This is a genomic window from Rhizobium sp. 2YAF20 (assembly GCF_052114685.1).
Lineage (GTDB): Bacteria > Pseudomonadota > Alphaproteobacteria > Rhizobiales > Rhizobiaceae > Rhizobium.
Genome location: NZ_JBFRFF010000001.1, coordinates 238048 through 262171, shown reverse-complemented (window position 1 = coordinate 262171; position 24124 = coordinate 238048). Strand labels below are relative to the sequence as shown.

The following is a 24124-nucleotide window of genomic DNA, read 5'->3' as shown; positions in this document are numbered from 1 at the left end:
GCTAACCCATCTCCATGGTCTACGAAGCAATATTTGAAATGTCAAAGGTTTCGCGCTGGCGGGCTCGCGACGGTAGTGGATTGGCTCAGCTAGCAAGCATCTTGGCGAGCATAAATCCGGACCCGGCGCCGGTTCCGGCTCCCGGCCAGGTCGAGGCGCCGCAGATGTAGAGCGACCCCACGGGCGTTTTGTAGCGCGAATATCCGGCGACGGGGCGAAACAGGAAATTCTGGTCCAGGTGATGGCTGCCGGAAAGATTGTCGCCGCCGATGAGGTTCGGGTTTTCCTTCTCCAGATCGACCGGCGAGAACACGGAGCGGCCAAGTATCCTGCCGCGCAAACCAGGCGCATATCGCTCGATGATGTCGAGGACGCGATCGGCATAGGCCTCCTTGGCGTCGTTCCAGTTGCCGGCCGTAATCTCGCCTGCGGCGTCGCCGCGAAATTCGGCAGGAAGCACCCGCACCTGCACCCAGAGCACATGCTTTCCCTCAGGCGCGCGCGACGGATCGATCGCGGTCGGCTGGCCGATCACCAATGCCGGCTCCACCGGCAGGAGGCCGCCCGCCGCCTCGGCATAGACCTTTGACATCATTTCGAAATCGGGCGCGATATGGACATAGGCGAACGTCTTCAGCGCCTCGCCCGCCGTCCAATCCGGCAAACCACTCAGCGCCAGATGGATCATCATCGTGCCCGGACCCGCGCGGAAGCCACTGATCTTGCGGTCGAAATCCCGGCGCCCCGGATCGGGCGCAAGCATCTTGCCGAACAGGTTCTTCGGATTGACGTTGGCGATCACCGCGCGCGACGCCTCGATATAGCGGCCATCGGCAAGGACAATGCCGGTCGCCTTGCCGCCCGATGTCACGATCTTGTCGACCGCTGTCCCGAGCAGAAGCTCGCCGCCCTTGTCCTTCAGCACGCCGGTCATTGCCTTGACGATCGTATCGGCGCCCCCTTGGCCGATGACCATGCCGAAGGCCTGGTTAGCCATGGATTCGAGATAGGGAAACAGCGCGCCGCCGGCAATATCGGGCGCGAAATCGAGATGGAGCCCCCAGGCGCCCATCATCGCCTTGAGCTTGGCATTGCCAAACCGCGCGTCGAGAAAGTCGCGCGGCGAGGCAAACAGCAGCCGGGCGGTATCATAAAGCCAGGAGGTCCCTTTCTGCCGCCAGGCCTTCCAAAGCACTTTCGCTGCAGCAAAGGACGGCATCGGCGCGCCGAGCAGGCCGAAGATATGCGGCGCATCGGAGCCGAATTGGGTAAGCATTGCCCGCCAAGCGGCGGCGTCCTCAGGCGAAAGAGCTTCGATCCCTGCCACGGTCTTTTCAAGGTCGGTGCTGACGCCAAGGTAGGTGCCGTCGCGAAACACGCTGGCAAAGCAATCGCTCGCAGGCGCAAAGCCAAGTCCGTTGGCAATCAGCTCCTGTCGGTAGGCTGCGAAGAAGGCGGAGCCTGCAAACATCGAGAGGTTCATGGCGCAAAGGTCGTGGCGGAAGCCGGGCAGCGTGACCTCGCGGGTCCTGACCGCCCCGCCGGGCTCGGAATTGCCCTCGATCACGGCGATTTTCCAGCCCTTGGCAGCCAGATGAACCGCCGCGGCAAGGCCATTATGACCCGCACCCACCACCACAGCATCGTAGCTCATCGTCCGACCCCTTCTCTTTCATTATTTTTATTCGCACATGCATACATCTTGAACGGAAGCCTTCAAGGGTGCAGACACAAAAATCCCTGCGACAATGCTCGACGGGCTTCACGTTTCGAAGGCAGTGCACCGCGAAAAGCCTTCTTCTGCGGGAAAATTTGCGCGCTGGAATGTGTGGAGCCGAGGGCCGGAGAAGGCAGCGCACAGCGCGTCGCAAATGCTTGCAATATCATATGTTGTGACATAGGCTTTGCGTCATCCAGCCGCGGCGCACGGATCAATAACAGGCAGCAGATGCCTCATCCGGGGGCGCTGGCTTTTCGTCAAGGGGAACATCGTCATGACTTCCAACACTCTCGCCAGCCTTGCCACGGCCCTCATTTCGGGCTCGATCAAAGTCGTCGATCTGACGGCGCCGCTCGGCCCCGATACGCCGGTGCTGTATCTGCCGCCGCAGTTCGGCAAGAACACGCCGAAGGTCAAGGTTCACCCCATTTCGCATTATAACGAAGACGGTCCGTTCTGGGCCTGGAACTGGCTGGAACTTGGCGAGCATACAGGCACGCATTTCGACGCGCCTTGCCACTGGATCACCGGCAAGGACAACCCCAACAATACGACCGACAAGATCCCGCCGCAGAACTTCGTGGCCCCGGTCAACGTCATCGACCGCTCGAAGGAGGCCGCCGCCAATCCGGACTATCTCCTGACCGTCGACAGCATCAAGGAATGGGAAGCCGAATACGGCGAGATCGAAGCTGGAAGCTGGGTCGTCCTGCGCACCGACTGGTACAAGCGCAACGGCTCGACCGAAGCCTTCCTCAATGCCGACGAGAACGGCCCGCACTCCCCGGGGCCAACAGCCGAGGCGATCGAATATCTGCTGACCAAGAACATCATCGGCTGGGGCTCGGAGACCATCGGCACCGACGCAGGCTCCGCCGGCGGCATGAACCCGCCCTTCCCGGCACACAACCTGATGCACAAGAACAACCGCTACGGTCTCGCCAGCCTCTGCCAGCTCGACCAGCTTCCTGCCAAGGGTGCAGTCCTGATCGCCGCCCCGCTGAAATTCGTCGACGGCACCGGCTCGCCGGTCCGCGCATTGGCACTGGTTGCGAAGTAAGATGGGTTTCCGCTTCTCCCGGCGGGAGCAGTGTAGTTGCATTTCGTAGGCGGATCGGCAGTGGCACGCTCCAGCCCTCATGGTGAGGAGGCCGGAAGGACCGTCTCGAACCACGAGGGCTGGCTTCGAGGCCGGTTGCCTTCGCAAGACCGCAGACATCGGCGCAAGCGCCCTCGCCCTTCGAGGCAATTCTTCGAATTGCACCTCAGGATGATGGCTCAAGCGTCCCGGCCACAGTTTCAGGCGAAGCTCGGTGGCTTTGCCACAATAGCTACCTCATCGATCGATTTCGGAGCCCCGCATGAGCGACCACGACTACATCATCGTCGGCAGCGGCATCAACGCGCTGGTCGCAGCCGCAATGCTCGGCAAGAAGGGTCGGAAGGTGCTTATTCTCGAGCGCAACGACCGCATCGGCGGCTGCCTGCGCACCGAGGAGATCACAGAGCCGGGTTTTCTCCATGACGTCATGGCGACGACGATGGTCCTGTTCCTGACCTCGCCGGCCTATGCCGCGCTCGGCAAGGATCTCGAAGCCCGCGGCCTCGAATTTGCCCATGCCGACCTGCCGACAGGCGTGCTTCGCCCCGACGGCTCTAACGTCATCTTCTCCAAGGATCGTCAGCGCAATATTGCGACGTTCGACGCGCTATCATCTGGCGACGGCCAGGCATTTTCGCGCGAAATGGACAAGCTCGGCGCCGACGCGCCATTTCTATTTTCGCTGCTCGGCGGCGCGCTCTGGTCCGGCAGCACGCTAAAGACGGTCGCGCGGCAAGGCTGGGGCCGCGGCCTGCGCGGGCTTGCAGGCTGGTTCGGCGAGGCGCTGGTTCCTGCGCGCGGCTACCTCGAGACCACCTACAGGTCCGAGGATCTGCACGCCCTCTGGGCACCCTGGGTGCTGCATTGCGGGCTTGGCCCGGAGGCCGCCTATTCCGCTGAAATGCTGAAGGTCATCGGCTTTGCCATCGAGCTTGCCGGCTGCCCGGTCGCCAAGGGCGGCGCATCGTCATTGCTCGCCGCCTTCGAACGGCTGATCAACCACCAGGGCGGCGAAATCCGCACCGGCGCCGATGTCGAAAAGGTTGTCAGCGGGTCCGGCAATCGCGCAAGCGGCGTTAGGCTCGCCGACGGCGAGACGCTGAACGCCACCGCTGGTGTCATCTGCTCGACGACGCCCAACCAGCTTTACGAACGGCTGCTGAGCCATTGGCAACAGCCGTTGCCCGCCCCGATCAAGGAGAGCGTCGCCCAATATCGCTACGGCAAGGGCAACATGCAGATCCACTATGCTCTCTCGGAACCGCCGCGATGGAAGGCCAATCCCGAGCTTTCAAAGGTGGCTTTGCTGCACCTGAGCCCGGGCCTCGACGGCGTCTCCCGCGCCAGCAACGAATGCGAGCGCGGCCTCCTGCCGGCCGAGCCTACCGTCTGCGTCGGCCAGCCGGTCTCCTTCGATCCGAGCCGCGCGCCGGAGGGGAAATCGATCCTCTGGCTGCAACTCCCCGAAGCCCCTCGCCACCTCAAGAGCGATGCGGCCGGCGAGATCGAAACCCCAGCCGACGGGCACTGGAGCGAAGCCGTGCGCGAGCGCTATGCCGATCGTGTCGAAGCGATGCTCGCCCGCCACATCGAGAATTTTGGCGGGATAAAGCTTGCCCGCAAAGCCTATTCGCCCGCCGATCTCGAGGCAATGAACATGAACCTCGTCGGCGGCGATCCCTATGGCGGACACTGTGGATTGGACCAGTTTTTCCTCTGGCGGCCCTTCAAGTCTTCTGTTAACCACCGCACCCACATCGAGGGCCTCTATCACATTGGCGCATCCACGCATCCCGGCCCCGGACTTGGCGGCGGCTCGGGCTTTCTTCTCGCATCCTCGCTGAAATAACAGATAAACCCTAGGAGACGCATCTTTCATGGAGGAACGGTTTTCAGGCAGAGTGCTGAGGCGAAAGGACGACGGCTACGACGCGCGCCCGACCATGGGCGAAATCGGCCTCAACCATTTCGCCCCCTACCTCATGAACCGGCTGATGGCGCGCTGGAATGCCAATATGGCAGAAGAGCTCCGGGAGCTCGACATCTCGACCGCCAAGATGCGGGCGCTGGCCGTGCTCAGCGTCTCATCGTCGGTCACCATCAACGAGCTGTCGATCTTCGCCGTCACCGAACAGTCGACAATGAGCCGCACGCTGGATGGGCTGGAATCTCAGGGTTATATCCGCCGCCAGCCGCGGCCCGAAGACATGCGCATCCGCGACGTCTCGATTACCGAGGAAGGCCGCACCGCATTCGAAAAAGTGTGGCCAACCATGTACGACCTGCTGCTCCAGATGTTCGACGGCGTCGAAGAAGCCGAATATCGCGCCTTCATCTCGACCCTGCACAAGGTGCTGAATAACATCAGGAAGCATGAGATTTGAGGGGACCACCTCCCCCTTAATGAGGGGGGGTCGCAGCGTAGCTGCAGGTGGGGGTAACTATAGCATTTCACAAGAAATCACCCGCCCCGGCACTGCGAGCCGACCCGCCCCCCTCAAAGGGTGGGTGACAAATCAAAGTGTCGCCACCGTCTTAAGTGCGCCATCCAGCGCAATGCCGTCTTCATCCAGCAATCCCGCCTGGCGCAGGCGTTTCATCCAGGCGGCGCCGTCGTCGCGAGCTTTGAGAGCCGGCAGGGCCGACATCACGCGGTCGAATTTGGACAGGCCGCGGGCATGGGTGTCGGAATAGCCCTTGACCAGGCGGCGATTGTTAAGCACCTCGACGGCAAGATCGTAGTTTGAGGCTAGCAGGCCTGATGCGGCCGAAAGCCAGGCCTCGCGATGGTCCGCCTCGCGTGAATGACGCAACGTTTCACGGCGTGTGCGGCGAAGGGCCGATACGGCGTAGAGGCTGAGGAACCAGAGGAGCGTGCCGGTCTTGACGCGCCGCCCCTTGTTGACCATGCGGTCGAGGCGGGCAAACAGCGACGGACGACTTTCAATCCACAGGCCGAGACGCTTTGGCAGCGTTCCGCAGACCTCCTCCATGCGTGGATGCATATATTCCGTCATGTAGACGATCTGATCGGCCTTGGCGCCGACTTCCTTGCGGACACGTTCGAAGCGCGAGGCGCGCACTTTCAGGTCGGCAACCCGGATGACATCGTCATAGGCCATCGCGACGGCCACATATTTGGCCGCTTGGACCGTGAATGCGAAGCCCTTCTCCGCCCCGCCATTCCTCCGGTCGAGCGCATGGAGGGCGGCAATTCGTGTCAGATATTCATCGCCATAGGCCGGGTCCTGAAAATCGGTGAGCTTCTTCGCGCCGGCATAGAGCAGCGGCTGCGCTTCCGCGGGAAATTCAGCCCGGATGCGGTGGACTATCCTGTCGAGCGCAGGATGGCCGGCGGTTTCGGGCAGAGTGTCGTAGTGCTTGTGCGGCGTCGCCGAAACTTTGTCGTTGAGCTTGCCGGTCGCCCGCTCAAAGGCGGCGTTGAATGCGCGCAGACTGGGCTCGATGCCCTTGCCGCCGGCGTGGATCATCGCCTCGAAGGCCTGCTTTGAAAACGGCAGGGCGCCGGAGGCGGCAAGCGCGCCGAACATCGACGCCGAGATGACGCTGCCGTTCTTCAGCGCCAGCGTTTCCATATCGAAGGCAATGGTGCGCTTGGCCGCGAAATCGGTGGCATCGACGACGACGGTTGGGTTGCCGATACCATCGCCCGGCTTCTCCTTCTCGCCGACCGCGAAGGAGCGGTGCGTCGAGGCGATCAGCGTCGTGCGATCGGGCGTGACGAGCCCGCGCAGCACCGAGCGGCCTGCCTCCATGAGTTCGGCGGCAAGGACGATATCGACATCGCCCGGCGTCGGCATCAGCGCGAAGATCGGCTTCAAGCCGTCGCGGGCCGGCAGGAGCTCGAGATAATAAATGGTCGCGCCGGTGCGCTGGGCGACGCCGGGAACAGAGGTCGTCTGCGCCATCCAGCCCTCGGCTTCGGCGAGCCCCACGATCCAGTCCGCTAGAACGCCGCCGCCTTGCCCACCCATGGCAAGAATGGCGATGCCGATCGGCTTGTCGGTTGAAAGGCGGATGGGGCCGGTGTTTGCCACGGGTACGTTCTCGTTCATGGCGTTCTCCTCAATCGGCAAAGACGACGCGGCTGGCCTGGCGGCGTGCCTGCAACCAGCCGATGACAGCGCTGCGCATGCGGGCCACGAAGCGATCCCAGCCGGTCGGATTATGGATGATGTCGGCGCGGTAGAACGACGGACAGAGCACGGCGGCCTCCGATACTTCGCCGCAATTGCCGCAGCCGACGCAGCTATTGTCGATCGAGGCGACCGGGTCGTCCCGCAGCGGGTCGTCGGTGTGCTTGACCGACAAGGATGGACAGCCGGAGAGACGAATGCAGGCATGGTCGCCGGTGCAGACATCCTCGTCGACGCCGAAGCGCTCCTTGACCATGCGCTTGCCATCCTTGACCGCCTGGTTGAACAGCGGCTTCACCCGGCGCTGCTTGTTGAGCATGCACTCGGAGGACGCAACGATGATCTTTGGGCCTGGCTCCTTGGTGGTCAATGCCTCGCGCAGCGTGTCGCGCATCTTGGCGACATCGTAGGTTCGGTCGATCTGGCGAACCCAGCCGGCGCCGATGCCCTTGACAGCATTGACGATGGAATTGTTGGTCTTGCGTCGCGGATTTTCGGCGCGCGACGACAAGATGTCCTGCCCGCCTGTGGCTGCCGAATAGAAATTGTCGACGACGAGGATAACGCCATCCTGCTTGTTGAACACGGCATTTCCGACGGAGGTTGCAAGGCCGTTATGCCAGAAGCCGCCGTCGCCCATGACCGAGATCGAGCGCTTGTCGGCCTCGACATTGAAGGCCGAGGCGGAGGCCGGCCCCAACCCGTAGCCCATCGTGGTGCCGCCGATATTGAAGGGAGGGAGGATCGAGAACAGGTGGCAGCCGATATCGGCCGAGACGTGATGCTCGCCAAGCTCCTTCTCCACCAGCTTCATCGCCGCAAAGATCGGCCGCTCCGGACAGCCGATGCAAAAACCGGCCGGACGAGGCGGCACGACTTCCGCCAGTGCCTTGACCCTAGGATCGTTAAGCACGGGCGAAGGATCGGGAAGTGGTGGCTGGTTGCCGAGTAGGACGCGAGCGTGGGTTTCGAGGAAGGTTTTGATCCCGCGCATCAGTACCTGCGTGGTATATTCGCCGCCCATCGGCAGCGTATCCTTGCCGGCGACTTTCGTCTGGATATCGCGGCGGCGCAGGATGGTGTTCAGCGACTGCTCGATATATTCCGGCGCGCCCTCCTCGACCATCAGCACGGCCTTCTTGTCGGCGCAGAATGCCGCCATCTGGTCGTCGATCAGCGGATAGGCGACATTCAGGACATAAAGCGGGATCGAACAGTTGCCGTAGACATCCGCAAGCCCAAGCTGCTGCAGCGAGCGCATGACGCTGTTGTACATGCCGCCAAGCAAGATGATCCCAACATCGCCTTGCGACGGACCAAAATATTCATTGAGCTGACGCTTCTTGATGAATTCGACGGCGGCAGGCCAGCGCTGCTCAAGTTTCTGCTTCTCGTGAACGAAGGTCGCAGGCGGCAACACGATACGGTTGACATCACGCTTCGGATTTTCCAGCGCCTGGCGAAGGGTGTATTCCGGCCGCTTGTTGTTCTTCGCCTCGAACTGACCGTGGACGTGGCAGCTCCTGATGCCGACCTGCAGCATGACAGGTGTGTTGGAGGCTTCCGAAAGCTCGAAACCGGCCTCGACCGCCTCGACGATCGACGGGAGGTTGGGACGCGGATTGAGCAGCCACAGCTGCGACTTCATCGCATAGGCATGGCTGCGCTCCTGCATGATCGAGGAACCTTCGCCATAGTCCTCGCCGATGATGATCAGCGCGCCGCCGGTCACGCCGCCCGAGGAAAGATTGGAAAGCGCGTCCGAGGCAACATTGGTGCCGGCCGTCGACTTCCAGGTGACGGCACCGCGCACCGGATACATCACCGAGGCCGACAGCATGGCTGCCGCTGCCGCCTCCGAGGCGGACGTCTCGAAATGAACGCCGAGATCCTCCATCACGTCCTTGGCGTCGGCAAGCACGTCCATCAGATGGGAAATCGGCGAGCCCTGATAACCGCCGACATAGGCGACGCCGGATTGCAGCAGCGCCTTGGTAATGGCCAGGATTCCCTCGCCGCGGAAGATATCGCCTTCCCCGAGCTTGAGGTCCTCGACTTCCCGCGCAAATGAACGTTCGGCCATCGCAATTCCCCTTCGCCTTTTTCAGGCGCTTTGTTCAATCATTTGCAAAAGCATATTTCGGCCGTCATCCCACTGTCAATTGACAAATGAGGCTCCATTAAAGCTGTGACGCCTCTGCCGATAGAGTGCATGGCGACATTATATGCCTAAGCATACATTATCGCAACAACGGTGACCTGGTCGCCGCCTTCGCGCCGTCTCTAAATTTGCAAAGCGTCAGAGAAACTGCTTGCCGGTTCGAGATGCTTATTTTAAGATTAAAACATTCCGAAAATAAATCGCCAGCAGCGGGTCGGCTTGGTGTCTTCTCGTCGCTGAATAGGGGAACGGAGTGCACATGACGACGCTTACTCGGCGCCAGGCCTTGAGCCTTGGTGCGGCCACTTTCATTACGGGAATTCTCGCCGGTCGGACCATCGTCGAAGCTGCCGACAGCAACACGCTGACGATCGCGTTCAACGTCAATCTGCCGGCCTTTGATCCAACAACCGGGCCATCGGCGGTCAATCCGACGATCCAGGCGATCTATCGCTCGATCTTCGACCAGTTCATCGCCCAGGGGCCGGACCTGAAATTCCAGCCGGGGCTTTTGACCAAATGGGGCTGGAACGACGACAAGACCAAGGTCTGGATGGACGTGCGCGAGGGCGTCACCTGGCACGACGGCTCGAAGTTCACGCCCGAGGACGTCGTCTGGTCGCTCAACCGCGCCGCCGACCAGAAGGGTGGCAATCCGATCTCCTTCATCTGGTCGACTGCCAACAACTACAAGGTCGAAGGCAACCGCATCACCGCAGACGTCGTCCGCTTCGAGCCGACCTATTTCAAGTGGATGGCCTTCCTCACCGGCTATGTCCTGCCGAAGGACTATTACACCAAGGTCGGCGCTGAAGGCTTCGAGAAGAAACCAGTCGGCACCGGCCCCTACATGGTCGATGCCTATGAGGGCAATTCCTTCCTGCGCCTCAAGGCCAACCCCGACTATTTCGGCGGCAAGCCGGCCTTCGAGACGGTGATCTTCAAGTTCGTGCCCGATACGACCAGCCGCGTCGCCGAGATCGAATCCGGCTCTTCCGACGTGACGCTGGAAATCCCCTACGAGGATTTCGACCGTCTCAAGAAGAAGAAGGGCTACGATGGGGTGGCAACGCCAATCTCCGACATCGGGATGATCTTTATCAGCAACGTCGATCCAATGCTCGACAAGAACGTCCGCCTTGCCGCCAACATGTCGATCGACAGGGAGGCGATCATCAAACGTCTGCTGCACGGCTACGGCAAGCCGTTGTCGACACTGGAAGCGCCGGAATACGACGCCTACGATCCGTCGATCAAGATTGCCTACGATCCCGAGCAGGCAAAGAAGCTGCTGGCCGCCAGCGGCTATTCGCCGGCAAAGCCGGTCAAGTTCACCATCAAGACCACCCGCGGCTTCAAGCCGAAGGATTACGAGATGATCCAGGCGATCGTCGGCATGTGGCGCAAGGTCGGCATCGAGGCGGAGATCGAGGTCTACGAGATCGCCAAGCACTACGAACTGCGCGCCGCCCACCAGCTCGGACCGGCGGCCTTCTACAACTGGGGCAACGCCATCGGCGATCCGACGACCTCGACCGGCTTTGCCATGTTCGGTCCGTCGCCGCATTCGGCCTGGAAGACCAAGGATGTCGACGACATGTTAGGCCCGCTCTGGGGCGAAAAGGACGAGGCCAAGCGCATCGCCGGCTGGAAGGCTGCCGACAAATACATTGCCGAACAGGCCTACGTCATCCCGCTGCTGCAATACGCCCAGCCGATCGTCTACAAGACCAGCGTCAAGGTGACCCCGAACGTTTCGGGCGCGCTGCAGGCGACGCTGGTGTCGAAGGCTTGATTGTTGGCTTGCTGAGACGTTCGCTGGTCGTGACAGGCCAAACCTCCCCGTTGAGGGGGTGGTCGCGGCGAAGCCGCGGGTGGGGGTGACCGCCGCATCGGTAAACGCAGTAAACGCCCACCCCGTCGCTTCGCGCCGACCCTCCCCCGCAAGGGGAGGGTATCAGCGGCCCCATTCACTTCGATAGGCTCGTCGCCGTCCATGCGGCTGGAATTGAACTTCGATGATAGCCCTCTCCATCCTCAACCGCCTGATCATGGCAGCAGCAACCCTATTCGGCGTCGCACTGATCGTGTTCGTGCTGTTGCGCGTCGTGCCGGGCGACCCGATCGCCATGATGATCTCGCCGGGAGCCACCCCCGCCGACATCGCAGCGCTTCGTGCCCATTACGGCCTCGACGCCAGCCTGCCAGTGCAGTTCGGCATCTGGCTGAAGGCGGTCGTGGCGGGAGACTTCGGCACCTCGATCTCGCTGAAGCGCGAGGTGCTCGGCCTGCTCGGCGACCGCTTGCCGGCGACGCTCGAACTGGCCGTTGCCGCCCTCGTCCTTGCCGTCCTGCTTGGCGGCGCCGTGGCGGTCGCCGGCACGCTTGCCCGCCGCACACCGCTCGAACCCATCCTCGACGGCCTCAACGGGTTGTTCCTCGCCGTGCCCGATTTTGTCTGGGCGCTGGCCCTGGTTCTCGTCTTCGGCGTCTTCTTCCCGATCTTTCCGCTTTCCGGCCGGATCGACCCGGGCACCGAAACGCATTTCGCCACGCCGTTCTATCTCATCGAAAGCCTCGTCACCGTCCGCCTCGCGATCTTTGCGGATATCGCCGCCCATATGGTCATGCCGGTATTGGCGCTAGGCCTGCCGCTTGCCGCGATCATTGCCCGCGTGCTGAAGGCGACACTGTCGGAGGCGATGGTGCAGGACTACATCCTGCTTGCCCGGCTGAAGGGCATGTCGAACCTGCGCCTTGTGCTGCAGGAGGCGCTGCGCAACGCCGTCGGCCCGACGATTGCGCTCACCGGCGTGCAGTTCACCTTCCTGATCGGCGGCACCGTCATCGTCGAGCGCATCTTTGCCTATCCCGGCATCGGCAACATGGCGATTGACGCGGTCATCAATCGCGACCTGCCGCTGATCCAGGGGCTGGTGCTGGTCTTCGGCGCCCTGTTCATCGTCATCAACCTGCTGGTCGATCTCTTGGTCGCCGCCTTCAATCCGAGGCTTGCCCATGGTTGAGGTCATAGTGGCGAGCGCCCCCAAGCAGCCGTCTCGACATTCGAAGGGGCTTCGCGCCTTGCTATGCGAACCGAAGGTCGTCCTTGGCGGCGGCTTCATTCTGTTTTTGATCGTCCTTGCAATCTTGGCCCCCTTCATCGCCCCGAAGGACCCACTCGAACAGGACCTCCTCTCCGGTACCCTGCCGCCTTTCTGGGAAAACGGCGCCGATCCGAACTTTCTCCTCGGCACCGACGATCTCGGCCGCGATGTGCTGTCGCGGCTGATCTTCGGCAGCCGCATCGCCCTCATCGTCGCCTTCGTTGCCGCAAGTCTCGCCGCCGTCATCGGCACGCTGCTTGGGCTCGTTGCCGGTTGGTATGGCGGCTGGGCGGACAGGATCATCTCCCGCCTCGTCGATATCTGGATGGCGTTTCCGCCGGTGCTGTTGTCGATCCTGCTGGTCGCCGTCTTCGGCTCGGGCGTCCATTCGGTGATCGCCGCCATCGTCATCATCGACTGGACGCGCTTTTGCCGGGTGATTCGCTCAGAAACCCAGGCCCAGGCCCAGATGGACTACGTAACCGCCGCCCGCACCATCGGCTTTTCCCGCATCCGCATCCTCTTCAGCGAGATCCTGCCGAATGTCGCGCCGGTGCTGATTGCACTCGTCAGCCTCGAAATGGGCATCGCCGTCATCGTCGAGGCGATCTTATCCTTCGTCGGTCTCTCCGTCTCGTCCGACACCCCGACCTGGGGCGGCATGATCGCCGAAGGCCGGCAGATTATCTACGACGGCTGGTGGGTGCTGGCAGCGCCGCTGGCGGCCCTCTTTGCCACTGTGCTAGCCTTTAATCAGCTCGGCGATGGCCTTCGCCGCGCCCTCGACCCGGTAATGCGCCGATGAGCCAGTCTCTGCTTTCCATATCAGGCCTTAGCGCCGTCTCTGACCGCGATGCCGGCGCACCGATCCTGCGCGACGTGTCGCTGACGCTCGAGCGCGGCGAGGTTCGCGGCCTTGTCGGCGAAAGCGGCGCCGGCAAGTCGACCATCGCCAAGGCGCTGCTCGGTATTCTCCCGCACACCGTGCGTGTCACCGCCGGCACTATCCTGTTCGAAGGCCGAGACCTGCGCAAGATGCCGCCAAGGCAATTGCGCGACGTCATCGGCAGCGAAATCTCGCTGATCCCGCAGGACCCCCAGACCGCCCTCAATCCCGGCCGCCGCATCGAAGGCCAGTTGACCGACGGGCTTCGCTTGAAGCGTGGCCTGTCGTCCAGGGATGCCAGGCAGCGGGCGCTGCAGCTGCTGGAGGAAGTCCACATCCGCGACCCGGAGCGGGTCCTACGCTGCTATCCGCACGAACTGTCGGGCGGCATGCGGCAGCGTATCCTGATCGCCGCCGCCTTCGCGCTGGAACCGAAGCTGGTGGTTGCCGACGAGCCGACGACGGCGCTCGACGTGACGGTGCAAAAGCAGATCCTGCGGCTGATCCGCGGGCTGCAGGAGGCCCACGGCACCGCCGTCATCTTCGTCACCCACGACCTCGGCGTCGTCGCCCAGATATGCGACAGCGTCACTTTGCTCTACGCCGGTAAGGTCATCGAGGAAGGCCGCACCGCCAATGTGCTGTCGAACCCGCAGCACATCTATACGCGGTCGCTGATTGCTGCCGGACCGCGCTACGACCGGCCGAATGCCGGGCTGACGCCGGTGCCAGAGGCGGTGTTCGCCGCGCTGCGCTACGAGATCGGCATCGACGACGAAAGGCGCACCCCGCATGGCCGATGACCTCCTGACCGCCACCGGCATCGACGTCACCTATGGCGGGCAGCGCACGCTGTCCGGCCACCTCGTCAATGGCATCAAGGTGTTGCACGGCGTCGACATAACGATCCGTCGCGGTGAGACCGTAGGCATTGTCGGCGAGAGTGGCTCCGGCAAGACCACGCTCGGCCGCGCGCTGCTGCGCCTCGTCAATGTCTCGGCCGGCACCATCCGCTTCGATGGCAGCGATATCACCCATATGCCCGACGCCCGGATGCGGCCGCTGCGCCGGCGTATGCAGATGATCTTCCAGGACCCGATGGCCTCGCTCAACCCCAGGCACACGATCCGCCGCATCCTCGTCGAGCCGCTGCTATTGCATGGCGTCGCTTCGGATGCGAAGGCGGCCGGGCGAAAGGTCTCGGCAATCCTCGAGCGGGTGACGCTGCCGCAATCCTGCCTCGAGCGAAACCCGCACGAGCTTTCCGGCGGCCAGCGCCAGCGCATCGGCATCGCCCGCGCCGCATTGCTCGAACCGGACTTCGTGCTCGCCGACGAGATTGTCTCCGGCCTCGACGTTTCAACTCAGGCGCAGGTGCTAAACCTTCTGAAGGACCTCTCCACCGATCTCGGCCTGTCGATGGCCTTCATCAGCCACGACCTTTCGGTCATCCGCGCCATCTGCGACCGGGTCTACGTCATGCGCAACGGGCAGGTCGTGGAGGAAGGTCCATGCGACCAGGTCTTCGCCGCGCCATCGTCCCCCTACACCCGCATGCTTCTGGACGCCATTCCTCTGCCTGAGGTCGATCCGCAATGGCTGGGTCGAGGGATGCAGAGCGAGGAGAGGAAGACCCCTCAATAGTTGTTTTGCGCCGAAGGATGCCACGGATAGCCCCTCCCCTTTCGGGAAGGGTTGGGGAGGGGCTTTTCTTCCACTTAATGCTTGACGCGGGACATCTGGTCATTATATTTTAAACTTAAAATAAATGGACTGAAGCGGCCCTTGCCGCGGAGCGACTGGGAAGGAATTGCGATGAAAATCGTCTGCATCGGTGGCGGCCCGGCCGGTCTCTATTTCGGCCTCCTGATGAAGAAGCTCCACCTTGAACACTCCGTACAGGTCGTCGAGCGCAACAAGCCCTATGACACGTTCGGCTGGGGCGTCGTCTTTTCCGACGCCACCATGGATTCGATGAAGGTCTGGGATCCGGAAAGTGCTGCCGAAATCCAGGACGCTTTCAACCATTGGGACGACATCGAAGTCTGGTTCAAGGGTACCAGACAGCGCACCTCCGGCCACGGCTTCGTCGGCATCGGCCGCAAGAAGCTCTTGAACATCCTGCAGAAGCGCTGCGAGGCCCTCGGCGTCGAACTCGTCTTCGAAACGGACGCGAATTCCGATCTCGACTACCCCGACGCCGACCTCGTCATCGGCTCGGACGGTCTGAACTCAAGGATCCGCAACCATTATCCGGAGATCTTCCAGCCTGACATGATCACTCGGCCGAACCGCTACATCTGGCTCGGCACCAACAAGCTCTATGACGCCTTCACCTTCGATTTCCGCAAGACGGATCACGGCTGGTTCCAGGCGCACATCTACAAGTTCGACGACAAGACCTCGACCTTCATCATCGAGACGACGGAAGAAGCCTATCTGGCGCACGGTCTCGATAGGATCGATCAGGACGGCTCGATCGCCTTCTGCGAGGACCTGTTCTGCGAAGTGCTCGACGGCGCCTCGCTGATGACCAATGCGCGCCACATCCGCGGCTCGGCCTGGCTTAATTTCAATCGGCTGATCTGCGGCAAGTGGAGCCATTTCAACGGCAATTCACACGTCGTCCTGATGGGCGATGCCGCACACACCGCGCATTTCGCCATCGGTTCCGGCACCAAGCTTGCAATCGACGATGCGATCGAGCTGACGCGCCAGTTCCAGATCCACGGCCATACCCGCGACAAGATCCCCGCCGTGCTTGAGACCTACGAAGAGATCCGCCGCGTCGACGTTGCCCGCATCCAGAATGCGGCGCGCAACGCCATGGAATGGTTCGAGGTTGTCGGTCGCCGCTATGCCGACACGCTGGAACCGGAACAGTTCATGTATTCGATGCTGACCCGCTCGCAGCGCATCAGCCACGAAAACCTCAGGCTCCGCGACAAGGATTGGCTCGAAGGCTATGAGCGCTGGTTTGCCAGGAAATCCGGCCTTGCCGTCGCCAACGACCGCTGCCTGCCGCCGATGTTCACCCCCTATTCCCTGCGCGGCGTGACGCTGCAAAACCGCATCGTCATGTCGCCTATGGCGATGTATTCGGCCAAGGACGGCCTGATCAACGATTTCCATATGGTGCATCTCGGCTCACGGGCGCTGGGTGGTGCCGCGCTGATCTTTGGCGAAATGACTTGCGTCTCGCCTGATGCGCGCATCACGCCCGGCTGCCTCGGCCTCTGGAACGAGGAACAGGCTCAGGGTTGGCGCCGGGTCGTCGATTTCGTCCATGGCAACAGCGGCGCCAAGGTCGGCATCCAGCTTGGCCATGCCGGTCGCAAGGGTGCCACCAAGATCGCCTGGGAAGGCATCGACCAGCCCGTGACCGAGGGCGAATGGCCGCTGATCTCGGCCTCCGCGATCCCCTATTTGAAGCACAGCCAGGTTCCGAGGGCGATGGACCGCGCCGACATGGATCGGGTCAAGGCCGATCATGTCCGCGCTGCTGAGCTGGCAGCTGCCACGGGGGCGGATTGGCTGGAGCTCCACTGCGCCCACGGCTATCTGCTGTCCAGCTTCCTGTCGCCGCTCACCAACATCCGCCACGACGAATATGGCGGCAGCCACGAGAACCGCGCTCGCTACCCGCTTGAGGTCTTCCGCGCCATTCGCGCCGTTTGGCCCTCGGACAAGCCGATTTCGGTTCGCCTGTCCTGCAACGACTGGACCGAGGGCGGCAACACGCCGGAGGATGCTGCGATCTTCGCGCAGATGTTCAAGGAGGTCGGCGCCGACCTGATCGACTGCTCGTCCGGCCAGGTGTCGAAGGAAGAGCAGCCGGTCTATGGACGCCTGTTCCAGACGCCCTTCTCCGACAAGATCCGCAATGAGATCGGCATTCCCACCATCGCTGTCGGGGCGATCTCGGAGGCCGACCATGCCAATTCGATCATCGCCGCCGGCCGCGCCGACCTTTGTGCAGTCGCTCGCCCGCATCTGGCAGACCCGGCATGGGCGCTGCACGAAGCCGCAAAGATCGGCATCAGCACGATCCCCTGGCCAAAGCAGTATCACGCAGGCAAGTATCAGTATGAAGCCAACCTTGCCCGCGCGGCCACAACGGCACCGGGAAAATGAATGGGTAATCGTTGATGACGACCTCAGGCAAACTCGACGGCCGACACGCTCTCGTCACCGGAGCCGGTAGCGGCATCGGAGCTGCGATCGCGCGTGCGCTGGTTAGCGAAGGTGCGCGGGTGACGCTCGCCGGTCGCCGTCGCGAGCCGCTGGAAACACTCGCTTGCGAGCTTGGCGAGGCAACTTTCGTCGCCGATGGCTTCGATGTCACTGATATCGATGCAATCGCCGTCGGTCTTGCCGCTGCAAGGGCACGGTTCGGCCCTGTCGACATCCTCGTCAACAATGCCGGCCAGGCCCCGACCGCGCCCTTCGAAAAGACCAGCCTCGACATGTGGTCCCGCGTAATCTCGGTGGATCTCACCGGCGTGTTCCTTGTCACGCAGGCAGCCCTTACCGACCTCAGGTCCCACGGCCCGGGCGCCCGTATCATCAACATCGCCTCTACGGCCGGTCTTCAAGGCTACGGCTATGTCTGCGCCTATGTGGCGGCCAAGCACGGCGTCGTCGGCCTCACCCGGTCGCTCGCCGTCGAGCTTGCCAGGACCGGCATCACCGTCAATGCCGTCTGCCCGGGTTTCACCGACACGCCGATCATCGAACGCTCGATCGCCATGATTGTCGAAAAGACCGGTCGCACTGGCGAGCAGGCACTCGCCGAATTCACCAAATCCAATCCGCAGGGACGGCTCGTCAAACCGGAGGAGGTTGCCGATACCGTTCTATGGCTTGCATCGCCAGGCGCAGCATCGATCAACGGACAGGCAATCGCGGTTGCCGGTGGGGAGGTTCAAGCGGGATGAGCGATCGTGACATGACGATGCAGGGCCATCTGAAGCCCTTCAAGGATTATCAGGCAGGGCATTTCCTCTTTGAGGTCAGCGACGACGGCCGCGTGGCGACGCTCCGGCTTAATCGCCCAGAGCGTAAGAATCCACTTACCTTCGAAAGCTATGCCGAACTGCGCGATCTCTTCCGCGATCTCGTCTACGCCTCCGACGTCAGGGCCATCGTCCTGACTGGCGCCGGCGGCAACTTCTCATCCGGAGGCGATGTTTTCGAGATCATCGAACCGCTGACCCGCATGGCGATGCCGGAGCTTCTCACCTTCACGCGCATGACCGGCGACCTGGTCAAGGCCATGCGCAAATGCCCGCAACCGATCGTTGCCGCGGTCGACGGCATCTGCGCGGGAGCCGGGGCTATCCTTGCGATGGCCTCGGATCTGAGGCTCGCAACGCCTGAGGCAAAGACCGCCTTCCTCTTCACCCGCGTCGGCCTTGCCGGCGCCGATATGGGCGCCTGTGGCATCCTTCCCCGCATCATCGGCCAGGGCCGCGCCGCCGAACTCCTTTACACCGGCCGCTCCATGTCAGCCGCCGAGGGCAGTGCGTGGGGCTTCTACAATGGGCTGCACGCTCAGGCCGATCTGGAGGCAGAAGCGGTGAAGCTCGCCCGGTCGCTTGCCGACGGACCGTGGTTTGCCCATGGCATGACCAAGACGATGCTGAACCAGGAATGGGCCATGGGCATCGACGAAATGATCGAGTCCGAGGCGCAGGCCCAGGCGCTTTGCATGGCAACACAGGATTTCCGCCGCGCCTTCGAAGCCTTTGCAGCCAAGCGCAAGCCAGAATTCCAAGGGAACTGAGGCGATGTCGGCGCAAACCACCCTCCCCGGCCCGACGCGCGATCATCTCGAATGGCCGTTCTTCGACATAGAGCATCGGGAGTTTGCTCGGAACGTCGACGATTTCGCAAAATCCGCGGCGCTCCGCGACATCGACCACGCCGATGTCGATGGCGCCTGCCGAAAGCTTGTGCGGACGCTCGGCGATGCCGGACTCCTGCGGGCTGCCGTCGCCACCGGCACACCCGACGCCATGCCGGTCGATTCCCGGCTCGTCTGCATTGCCCGCGAAACGCTGGCCTGGCATGACGGGCTTGCCGATTTCGCCTTCGCCATGCAAGGGCTCGGCTCCGGCGCGATCGGACTTGCCGGCGACGCTTCCATTAAAGCGATGGTGTTGCCAAAGATCCGGGCCGGCAAATGGCTGGCGGCTTTCGCGCTGTCTGAAAAGGACGCAGGCTCCGACGTCGCCGCGATGGCCTGTGCTGCCCGCATCGACGGCGACCACTACCTCCTCGATGGCGAGAAGACCTGGATTTCCAACGGTGGCATCGCCGACGTATACACCGTATTTGCCCGAACCGGCGAAGCGCCGGGAACGCGCGGCATCTCGGCTTTCGTCGTCTTTGCCGACGATCCCGGCTTTTCGGTCGCCGAGCGCATCGAGGTGATCGCGCCGCATCCGCTGGCGACCATTCGCTTCGAAAGCTGCCGCATCCCGGCGTCGCGCCGGCTGGGCAGCCCTGGCGAAGGCTTCAAGATCGCCATGCGCACGCTCGATGTCTTTCGCGCCTCGGTGGCGGCGGCCGCCGTCGGCTTTGCCCGCCGCGCGCTTGACGAATCCGTTGTCCATGCAAAGGCTCGTCCGATGTTCGGGGGAGCCCTTGCCGACCTGCAGTTGACGCAGGCAACACTCGGGGATATGGCCACCGGCATCGATGCGGCGGCGCTGCTCACCTACCGCGCGGCCTGGCGCCGCGATGTGCAGAAACTGCCGACCACCCGCGAAGCGGCGATGGCCAAGATGACGGCCACCGAAACCGCCCAACAGGTGATCGACCGCGCAGTTCAGCTTTTCGGCGGCCGCGGCGTCAGACGTGGCGAGATAACGGAGAAGCTCTATCGCGAGATTCGTGCGCTTCGCATCTATGAGGGTGCGACCGAAGTTCAAAAGCTGATCGTCGCGCGCGAACTCTTGAAAGCCAATTGATGGGAGACAACACCATGCAGCACAGCCGCGAAGTCTTTGATTGGGCAGATCCCTTCCGCCTGCAGGAGCAGTTGACTGACGAAGAGCGCATGGTGCTCGACACCGCGCATTCCTACGCGCAGGAGAAACTGGCGCCCCGCGTTCTTGATGCCTTCCGTCATGAAAAGACCGACCCCGCGATCTTTCGCGAGATGGGCGAACTCGGCCTGCTCGGCCCGACGATTGCCCCGGAATACGGCGGCTCGGGGCTCGGCTACGTCGCCTACGGCCTGATTGCGCGCGAGGTCGAGCGCGTCGACAGCGGCTACCGCTCGATGATGAGCGTGCAGTCGTCGCTGGTCATGGTCCCAATCGATGCTTTCGGCTCGGACGCCCAGAAGCAGAAATATCTGCCAAGGCTTGCGACCGGCGAATGGATCGGCTGCTTTGGCCTGACCGAGCCGAACCACGGCTCCGATCCCGGCTCGATGGCCACGCGCGCCAAGAAGGTCGATGGCGGATATAGCCTCACCGGTTCCAAGACCTGGATTTCCAATGCGCCGATTGCCGATGTCTTCGTTGTCTGGGGCAAGACCGAAGACGGCGTCATCCGCGGCTTCATCCTCGAAAAGGGATGGAAGGGGCTTTCAGCACCGGCCATCCACGGCAAGGTCGGCCTGCGCGCCTCGATAACGGGCGAAGTGGTGATGGATAATGTCTTCGTGCCCGAAGAAAATATGCTGCCCAACGTCACCGGCCTCAAGGGCCCCTTCACCTGCCTGAACTCCGCCCGCTTCGGCATCGCCTGGGGCGCGCTCGGTGCTGCCGAGGATTGCTATGCCAAGGCGCGGCAATATGTGCTCGACCGCCAGCAATTCGGCCGCCCGCTTGCCGCCAACCAGCTTATCCAGAAGAAGCTGGCCGACATGGTGACGGAAATTACGCTGGGCCTTCAGGGCTGCTTGAGGCTCGGACGGATGAAGGAAGAAGGCCACCCGCCGGTGGAACTGACCTCCATCCTCAAGCGCAACTCCTGCGGCAAGTCGCTCGATATCGCCCGGGCTGCCCGCGACATGCTTGGCGGCAACGGCATTTCCGACGAATTCGGCATCGCCCGCCACCTCGTCAACCTCGAGGTCGTCAACACCTACGAAGGCACCCACGACATCCATGCCTTGATCGTCGGCCGTGCCGTCACCGGCATCGCGGCATTTGCGAACTGAGGCACTTACTTGGCGTTCAAGACAACCAGGCCCCTGCGTTTCGGCGATTGCGATCCCTCCGGGATCGCATATTTCCCGTCCTACCTGAACATCCTCGTCGGGGTGCTGGAAGACTATTTCGCCTCGCTTGGATTTCCCTGGAAGACATTGATCGAGGAGCGCCGCATCGGCATGCCGACGGTGCGCCTCGACGTGACCTTCACACGTCCCGGCTTTCAGGGTGACGAACTGGAATTTTCAATCGCAGTGCGTGGCATCGGCCGCTCCTCTCTCGATCTGGAGCATGAAGTTTCCGCCGCAGGAAAGGTCCTGTGGACCGCACGCCAACGCGTCGTCGCCACCGATCTCGACATCCATCAATCGCTTGCCTGGCCGGACGACATCCGTGCCGCGCTGAACCATCATCTGGAGAAGACCGATGCACACGATCCTGCAGCCTGAAGGCTGGGCCAAGCCGATCGGATATGCCAACGGCATGTCAGCCACGGGCCGGATGGTGTTCGTCGGCGGCCAGATCGGCTGGAACGAGAACTGCGAATTCGAAAGCGACGACTTCGTCGCGCAGGTCCGCCAGACGCTGAAGAATGTCGTCGCCATCCTTGCATCGGGCGGCGCCGAACCGCAGCATATCACCGCGATGACCTGGTATTTCACCGACAAGGCGGAATATCGCGACAACCTCAAGGGCATCGGCCAGGCCTACCGCGAGATCATCGGCCGGCATTTCCCCGCCATGGCCGCCATGCAGGTCGTCGCCCTTGTCGAGGACCGCGCCAAGATCGAAATCCAGGCCACCGCCGTCATCCCGGAATAACTGGAGGGGTCGGCCATGTCGGCATCGGGCTTTTCGCAAAGCGTATCGGCAACCCTTGTCGACGGCGTCCTTGTCGTCACGATCGACAATCCGCCGGTCAACGCGACATCCACCCATGTGCGCGTCGGCCTAATGGCTGCACTCGATCATGCCGAGGCAGATGCGACCATCGTCGGCATCGCGCTTATAGGCGCCGGCCGCACTTTCGTTGGCGGTGCTGATATCAAGGAACTCGGCAAGCCGCCGGTCGAGCCGCTTTTGCCCGATGTCATCAATCGCATCGAAGGGTTCAAGAAGCCGGTGGTCGCCGCTGTCAATGGTGCAGCACTCGGCGGCGGCTGCGAGATCATCCTTGCCTGCCACGGACGCATCGCGAGCGTAGAGGCCAGCTTCGGCCTGCCGGAGGTAAAGCTCGGCATTGTGCCTGGAGCCGGCGGTACGCAGCGCCTGCCGCGCCTGATCGGCACCTTCGCCGCCATCGATCTGATCGGCACCGGCCGGGTCGTCAAGGCAAAAGAGGCTCTGTCGCTTGGCCTCGTCGACGGCACCGATTCCGACCCATTGGCAGGCGCGAAAACGCTTGTTGTGGAACTTGCTGGAAAGCCACCTCGCCGCACCGGCGAACTGCCTGTCCCACCCGAGGACAGTGTCGCAATCGATGCGGCAGCCCGCATGGTGCTTGGCAAGTCCCGCGGCCAGACGGCTCCAGGAGAGGCCGTCCGGTTAGTCGTCGACGCGGCTAGGACATCGCTCGTTGACGGCCTTGCGGACGAACGCGCGACCTATCTTCGTCTGCGCGACAGCGAGGAAGCGGCAGCACTGCGGCATGTCTTCTTCGCCGAACGTTCGGCCGGCAAGGTCGATGGGCTGGAAAAGGTCACGCCGCGCCGGATAGAGACTGTCGGCGTCGTCGGAACCGGCCTGATGGGATCAGGCATCGCCGTTGCAGCGCTCAACGCCGGCTACAACGTCCTCGGCCTCGAACAGACCGAGGAAGCCGCGCAAAAAGGTCGCGAGCGCATCGAGGGCCTGCTTGGCAAAGCCGTGCAGATCGGCCGCCTCGATACAAGCGGCCTGAAAGACAGGCTGGACCGCTTGTCGGTCACCGCCAAGGCCGAGGCGCTCGCCGTTGCCGACCTCGTTATCGAGGCGGTGTTTGACGACCTCGCCGTCAAGACCGAGCTTTTCCAGCGCCTCGACGCTGTCGTCCGCGACGACGCCATTCTTGCGACCAACACCAGCTATCTCAATCCCGATGATATCGCCGCAACAACGCGCCATCCCGAGCGGATCGTCGGCCTGCACTTCTTTTCGCCGGCCAATATCATGCGCCTGGTGGAGGTCGTGAACTGCGCGAAGACGGCGCCGGATGTGCTGGCAAGCGCGCTCGCCTTTGCCAAGAGCTTGGGCAAACTGCCGGTCGTCAGCGGCGTCACCGAAGGCTTCATCGGCAATAGCATCTTCTCGGCCTATCGGCGCGAGGCGGAATTCATGGTTGAGGACGGCGCCCTGCCGCACGAGATAGACGCAGCACTCGAAGCCTACGGATTTCCGATGGGCCTGTTTGCCGTCTACGATATGGCCGGGCTTGAGATCGCCTGGGCCCGCCGCAAGCGCCAGGCAGCAAGCCGCGACCCGAAGGCGCGCTACGTGGAAATCGCCGACTGGCTCTGCGAGGCCGGGCGCTTTGGCCAGAAGGCGGGACGCGGCTGGTATGCCTATCCCGACGGCAAACGTGCCGTCGACCCTGAAGTCACGGCGCTCATTGAACAGGTACGCTCGAAAAAGGGCATCGCCCCCCGCTCCTTCACCGCTGACGAGGTCGTCACGCGACTGCTGAAAGCCATGGCCGACGAGGGCAACCGGCTCCTGCGCGAAGGCATAGCCGCACGACCTAATGACATCGATCTGGTGATGATCAATGGCTACGGCTTCCCGGCCCACAAGGGCGGCCCGATGTTTGCAGCCGGCCAGCGCTGACTGTCTGCGGGCCTGAGGCAG

General features: G+C 62.7%; 19 protein-coding genes. 16 read left to right on the top strand and 3 right to left on the bottom strand.

What is annotated here, in order from left to right:
• Positions 1-85: 85 nt before the first annotated feature.
• Complete coding sequence (locus tag AB4Z52_RS01245) at positions 86-1654, bottom strand: phytoene desaturase family protein (protein ID WP_442216078.1); 1569 nt, start codon at positions 1652-1654, stop codon at positions 86-88.
• A 340-nt stretch (positions 1655-1994) separates the two neighbouring features.
• Here AB4Z52_RS01245 and AB4Z52_RS01240 point away from each other — a divergent pair, with 340 nt between their 5' ends.
• The 3 genes from AB4Z52_RS01240 to AB4Z52_RS01230 all read left to right on the top strand — a co-directional run bounded on the left by AB4Z52_RS01240 (position 1995) and on the right by AB4Z52_RS01230 (position 5206).
• Positions 1995-2780, top strand: coding sequence for a cyclase family protein (locus tag AB4Z52_RS01240; RefSeq protein WP_442216077.1), 786 nt, complete (start codon positions 1995-1997; stop codon positions 2778-2780).
• A 301-nt stretch (positions 2781-3081) separates the two neighbouring features.
• Positions 3082-4671 carry a phytoene desaturase family protein gene (locus AB4Z52_RS01235; protein ID WP_442216076.1) on the top strand — a complete coding sequence of 530 codons (1590 nt, stop codon included), beginning with the start codon at positions 3082-3084 and terminating at the stop codon, positions 4669-4671.
• Positions 4672-4699: 28 nt separating this feature from the next.
• On the top strand, positions 4700-5206 hold the full coding sequence (locus AB4Z52_RS01230) for a MarR family winged helix-turn-helix transcriptional regulator (protein WP_442216075.1): 507 nt from the start codon (positions 4700-4702) through the stop codon (positions 5204-5206).
• Positions 5207-5338: 132 nt separating this feature from the next.
• Here AB4Z52_RS01230 and AB4Z52_RS01225 read toward each other — a convergent pair whose 3' ends face one another.
• Positions 5339-6898, bottom strand: coding sequence for an indolepyruvate oxidoreductase subunit beta family protein (locus AB4Z52_RS01225; protein WP_442216074.1), 1560 nt, complete (start codon positions 6896-6898; stop codon positions 5339-5341).
• A gap of 10 nt (positions 6899-6908) precedes the next feature.
• Positions 6909-9062 carry a thiamine pyrophosphate-dependent enzyme gene (locus AB4Z52_RS01220; RefSeq protein ID WP_442216073.1) on the bottom strand — a complete coding sequence of 718 codons (2154 nt, stop codon included), beginning with the start codon at positions 9060-9062 and terminating at the stop codon, positions 6909-6911.
• A 337-nt stretch (positions 9063-9399) separates the two neighbouring features.
• On the opposite strand from AB4Z52_RS01220, the gene AB4Z52_RS01215 reads away from it, so the two are divergent.
• The 13 genes from AB4Z52_RS01215 (at position 9400) to AB4Z52_RS01155 (ending at position 24103) form a co-directional block, all read left to right on the top strand.
• Complete coding sequence (locus tag AB4Z52_RS01215; protein ID WP_442216072.1) at positions 9400-10935, top strand: ABC transporter substrate-binding protein; 1536 nt, start codon at positions 9400-9402, stop codon at positions 10933-10935.
• Between the two features lie 223 nt (positions 10936-11158).
• Entirely contained in the window at positions 11159-12166 is a 1008-nt protein-coding gene (locus AB4Z52_RS01210) for an ABC transporter permease (protein WP_442216071.1), read from the top strand.
• A complete protein-coding gene (locus AB4Z52_RS01205) occupies positions 12159-13052 on the top strand; it encodes an ABC transporter permease (RefSeq protein WP_442216070.1) in 894 nt (297 codons plus the stop codon). Before AB4Z52_RS01210 ends, AB4Z52_RS01205 begins: the two co-directional genes overlap by 8 nt.
• The gene (locus tag AB4Z52_RS01200; protein WP_442216069.1) at positions 13049-13936 is read left to right on the top strand and encodes an ABC transporter ATP-binding protein; all 888 of its coding nucleotides are present in this window, start codon (positions 13049-13051) and stop codon (positions 13934-13936) included. Before AB4Z52_RS01205 ends, AB4Z52_RS01200 begins: the two co-directional genes overlap by 4 nt.
• Positions 13926-14777, top strand: coding sequence for an ATP-binding cassette domain-containing protein (locus tag AB4Z52_RS01195; RefSeq protein ID WP_442216068.1), 852 nt, complete (start codon positions 13926-13928; stop codon positions 14775-14777). The genes AB4Z52_RS01200 and AB4Z52_RS01195 overlap by 11 nt, the downstream gene beginning before the upstream one ends.
• 171 nt (positions 14778-14948) lie before the next feature.
• Positions 14949-17267 carry a bifunctional salicylyl-CoA 5-hydroxylase/oxidoreductase gene (locus AB4Z52_RS01190; protein ID WP_442216067.1) on the top strand — a complete coding sequence of 773 codons (2319 nt, stop codon included), beginning with the start codon at positions 14949-14951 and terminating at the stop codon, positions 17265-17267.
• A gap of 14 nt (positions 17268-17281) precedes the next feature.
• Complete coding sequence (locus AB4Z52_RS01185; RefSeq protein WP_442216066.1) at positions 17282-18070, top strand: SDR family NAD(P)-dependent oxidoreductase; 789 nt, start codon at positions 17282-17284, stop codon at positions 18068-18070.
• The gene (locus AB4Z52_RS01180) at positions 18067-18918 is read left to right on the top strand and encodes an enoyl-CoA hydratase family protein (RefSeq protein WP_442216065.1); all 852 of its coding nucleotides are present in this window, start codon (positions 18067-18069) and stop codon (positions 18916-18918) included. Before AB4Z52_RS01185 ends, AB4Z52_RS01180 begins: the two co-directional genes overlap by 4 nt.
• Positions 18919-18922: 4 nt before the next feature.
• Positions 18923-20107: an acyl-CoA dehydrogenase family protein gene (locus AB4Z52_RS01175; RefSeq protein WP_442216064.1), complete on the top strand. Its 1185-nt coding sequence runs from the start codon at positions 18923-18925 to the stop codon at positions 20105-20107.
• A gap of 14 nt (positions 20108-20121) precedes the next feature.
• Positions 20122-21309: an acyl-CoA dehydrogenase gene (locus tag AB4Z52_RS01170; RefSeq protein WP_442216063.1), complete on the top strand. Its 1188-nt coding sequence runs from the start codon at positions 20122-20124 to the stop codon at positions 21307-21309.
• A 9-nt stretch (positions 21310-21318) separates the two neighbouring features.
• Positions 21319-21750 carry an acyl-CoA thioesterase gene (locus tag AB4Z52_RS01165; RefSeq protein WP_442216062.1) on the top strand — a complete coding sequence of 144 codons (432 nt, stop codon included), beginning with the start codon at positions 21319-21321 and terminating at the stop codon, positions 21748-21750.
• Positions 21728-22123 (top strand): RidA family protein, encoded by a 396-nt coding sequence (locus tag AB4Z52_RS01160; RefSeq protein WP_442216061.1) that lies wholly within the window; start codon positions 21728-21730, stop codon positions 22121-22123. The genes AB4Z52_RS01165 and AB4Z52_RS01160 overlap by 23 nt, the downstream gene beginning before the upstream one ends.
• Before the next feature lie 15 nt (positions 22124-22138).
• A complete protein-coding gene (locus AB4Z52_RS01155; protein WP_442216060.1) occupies positions 22139-24103 on the top strand; it encodes a 3-hydroxyacyl-CoA dehydrogenase NAD-binding domain-containing protein in 1965 nt (654 codons plus the stop codon).
• The last annotated feature ends 21 nt before the right edge of the window (positions 24104-24124 follow it).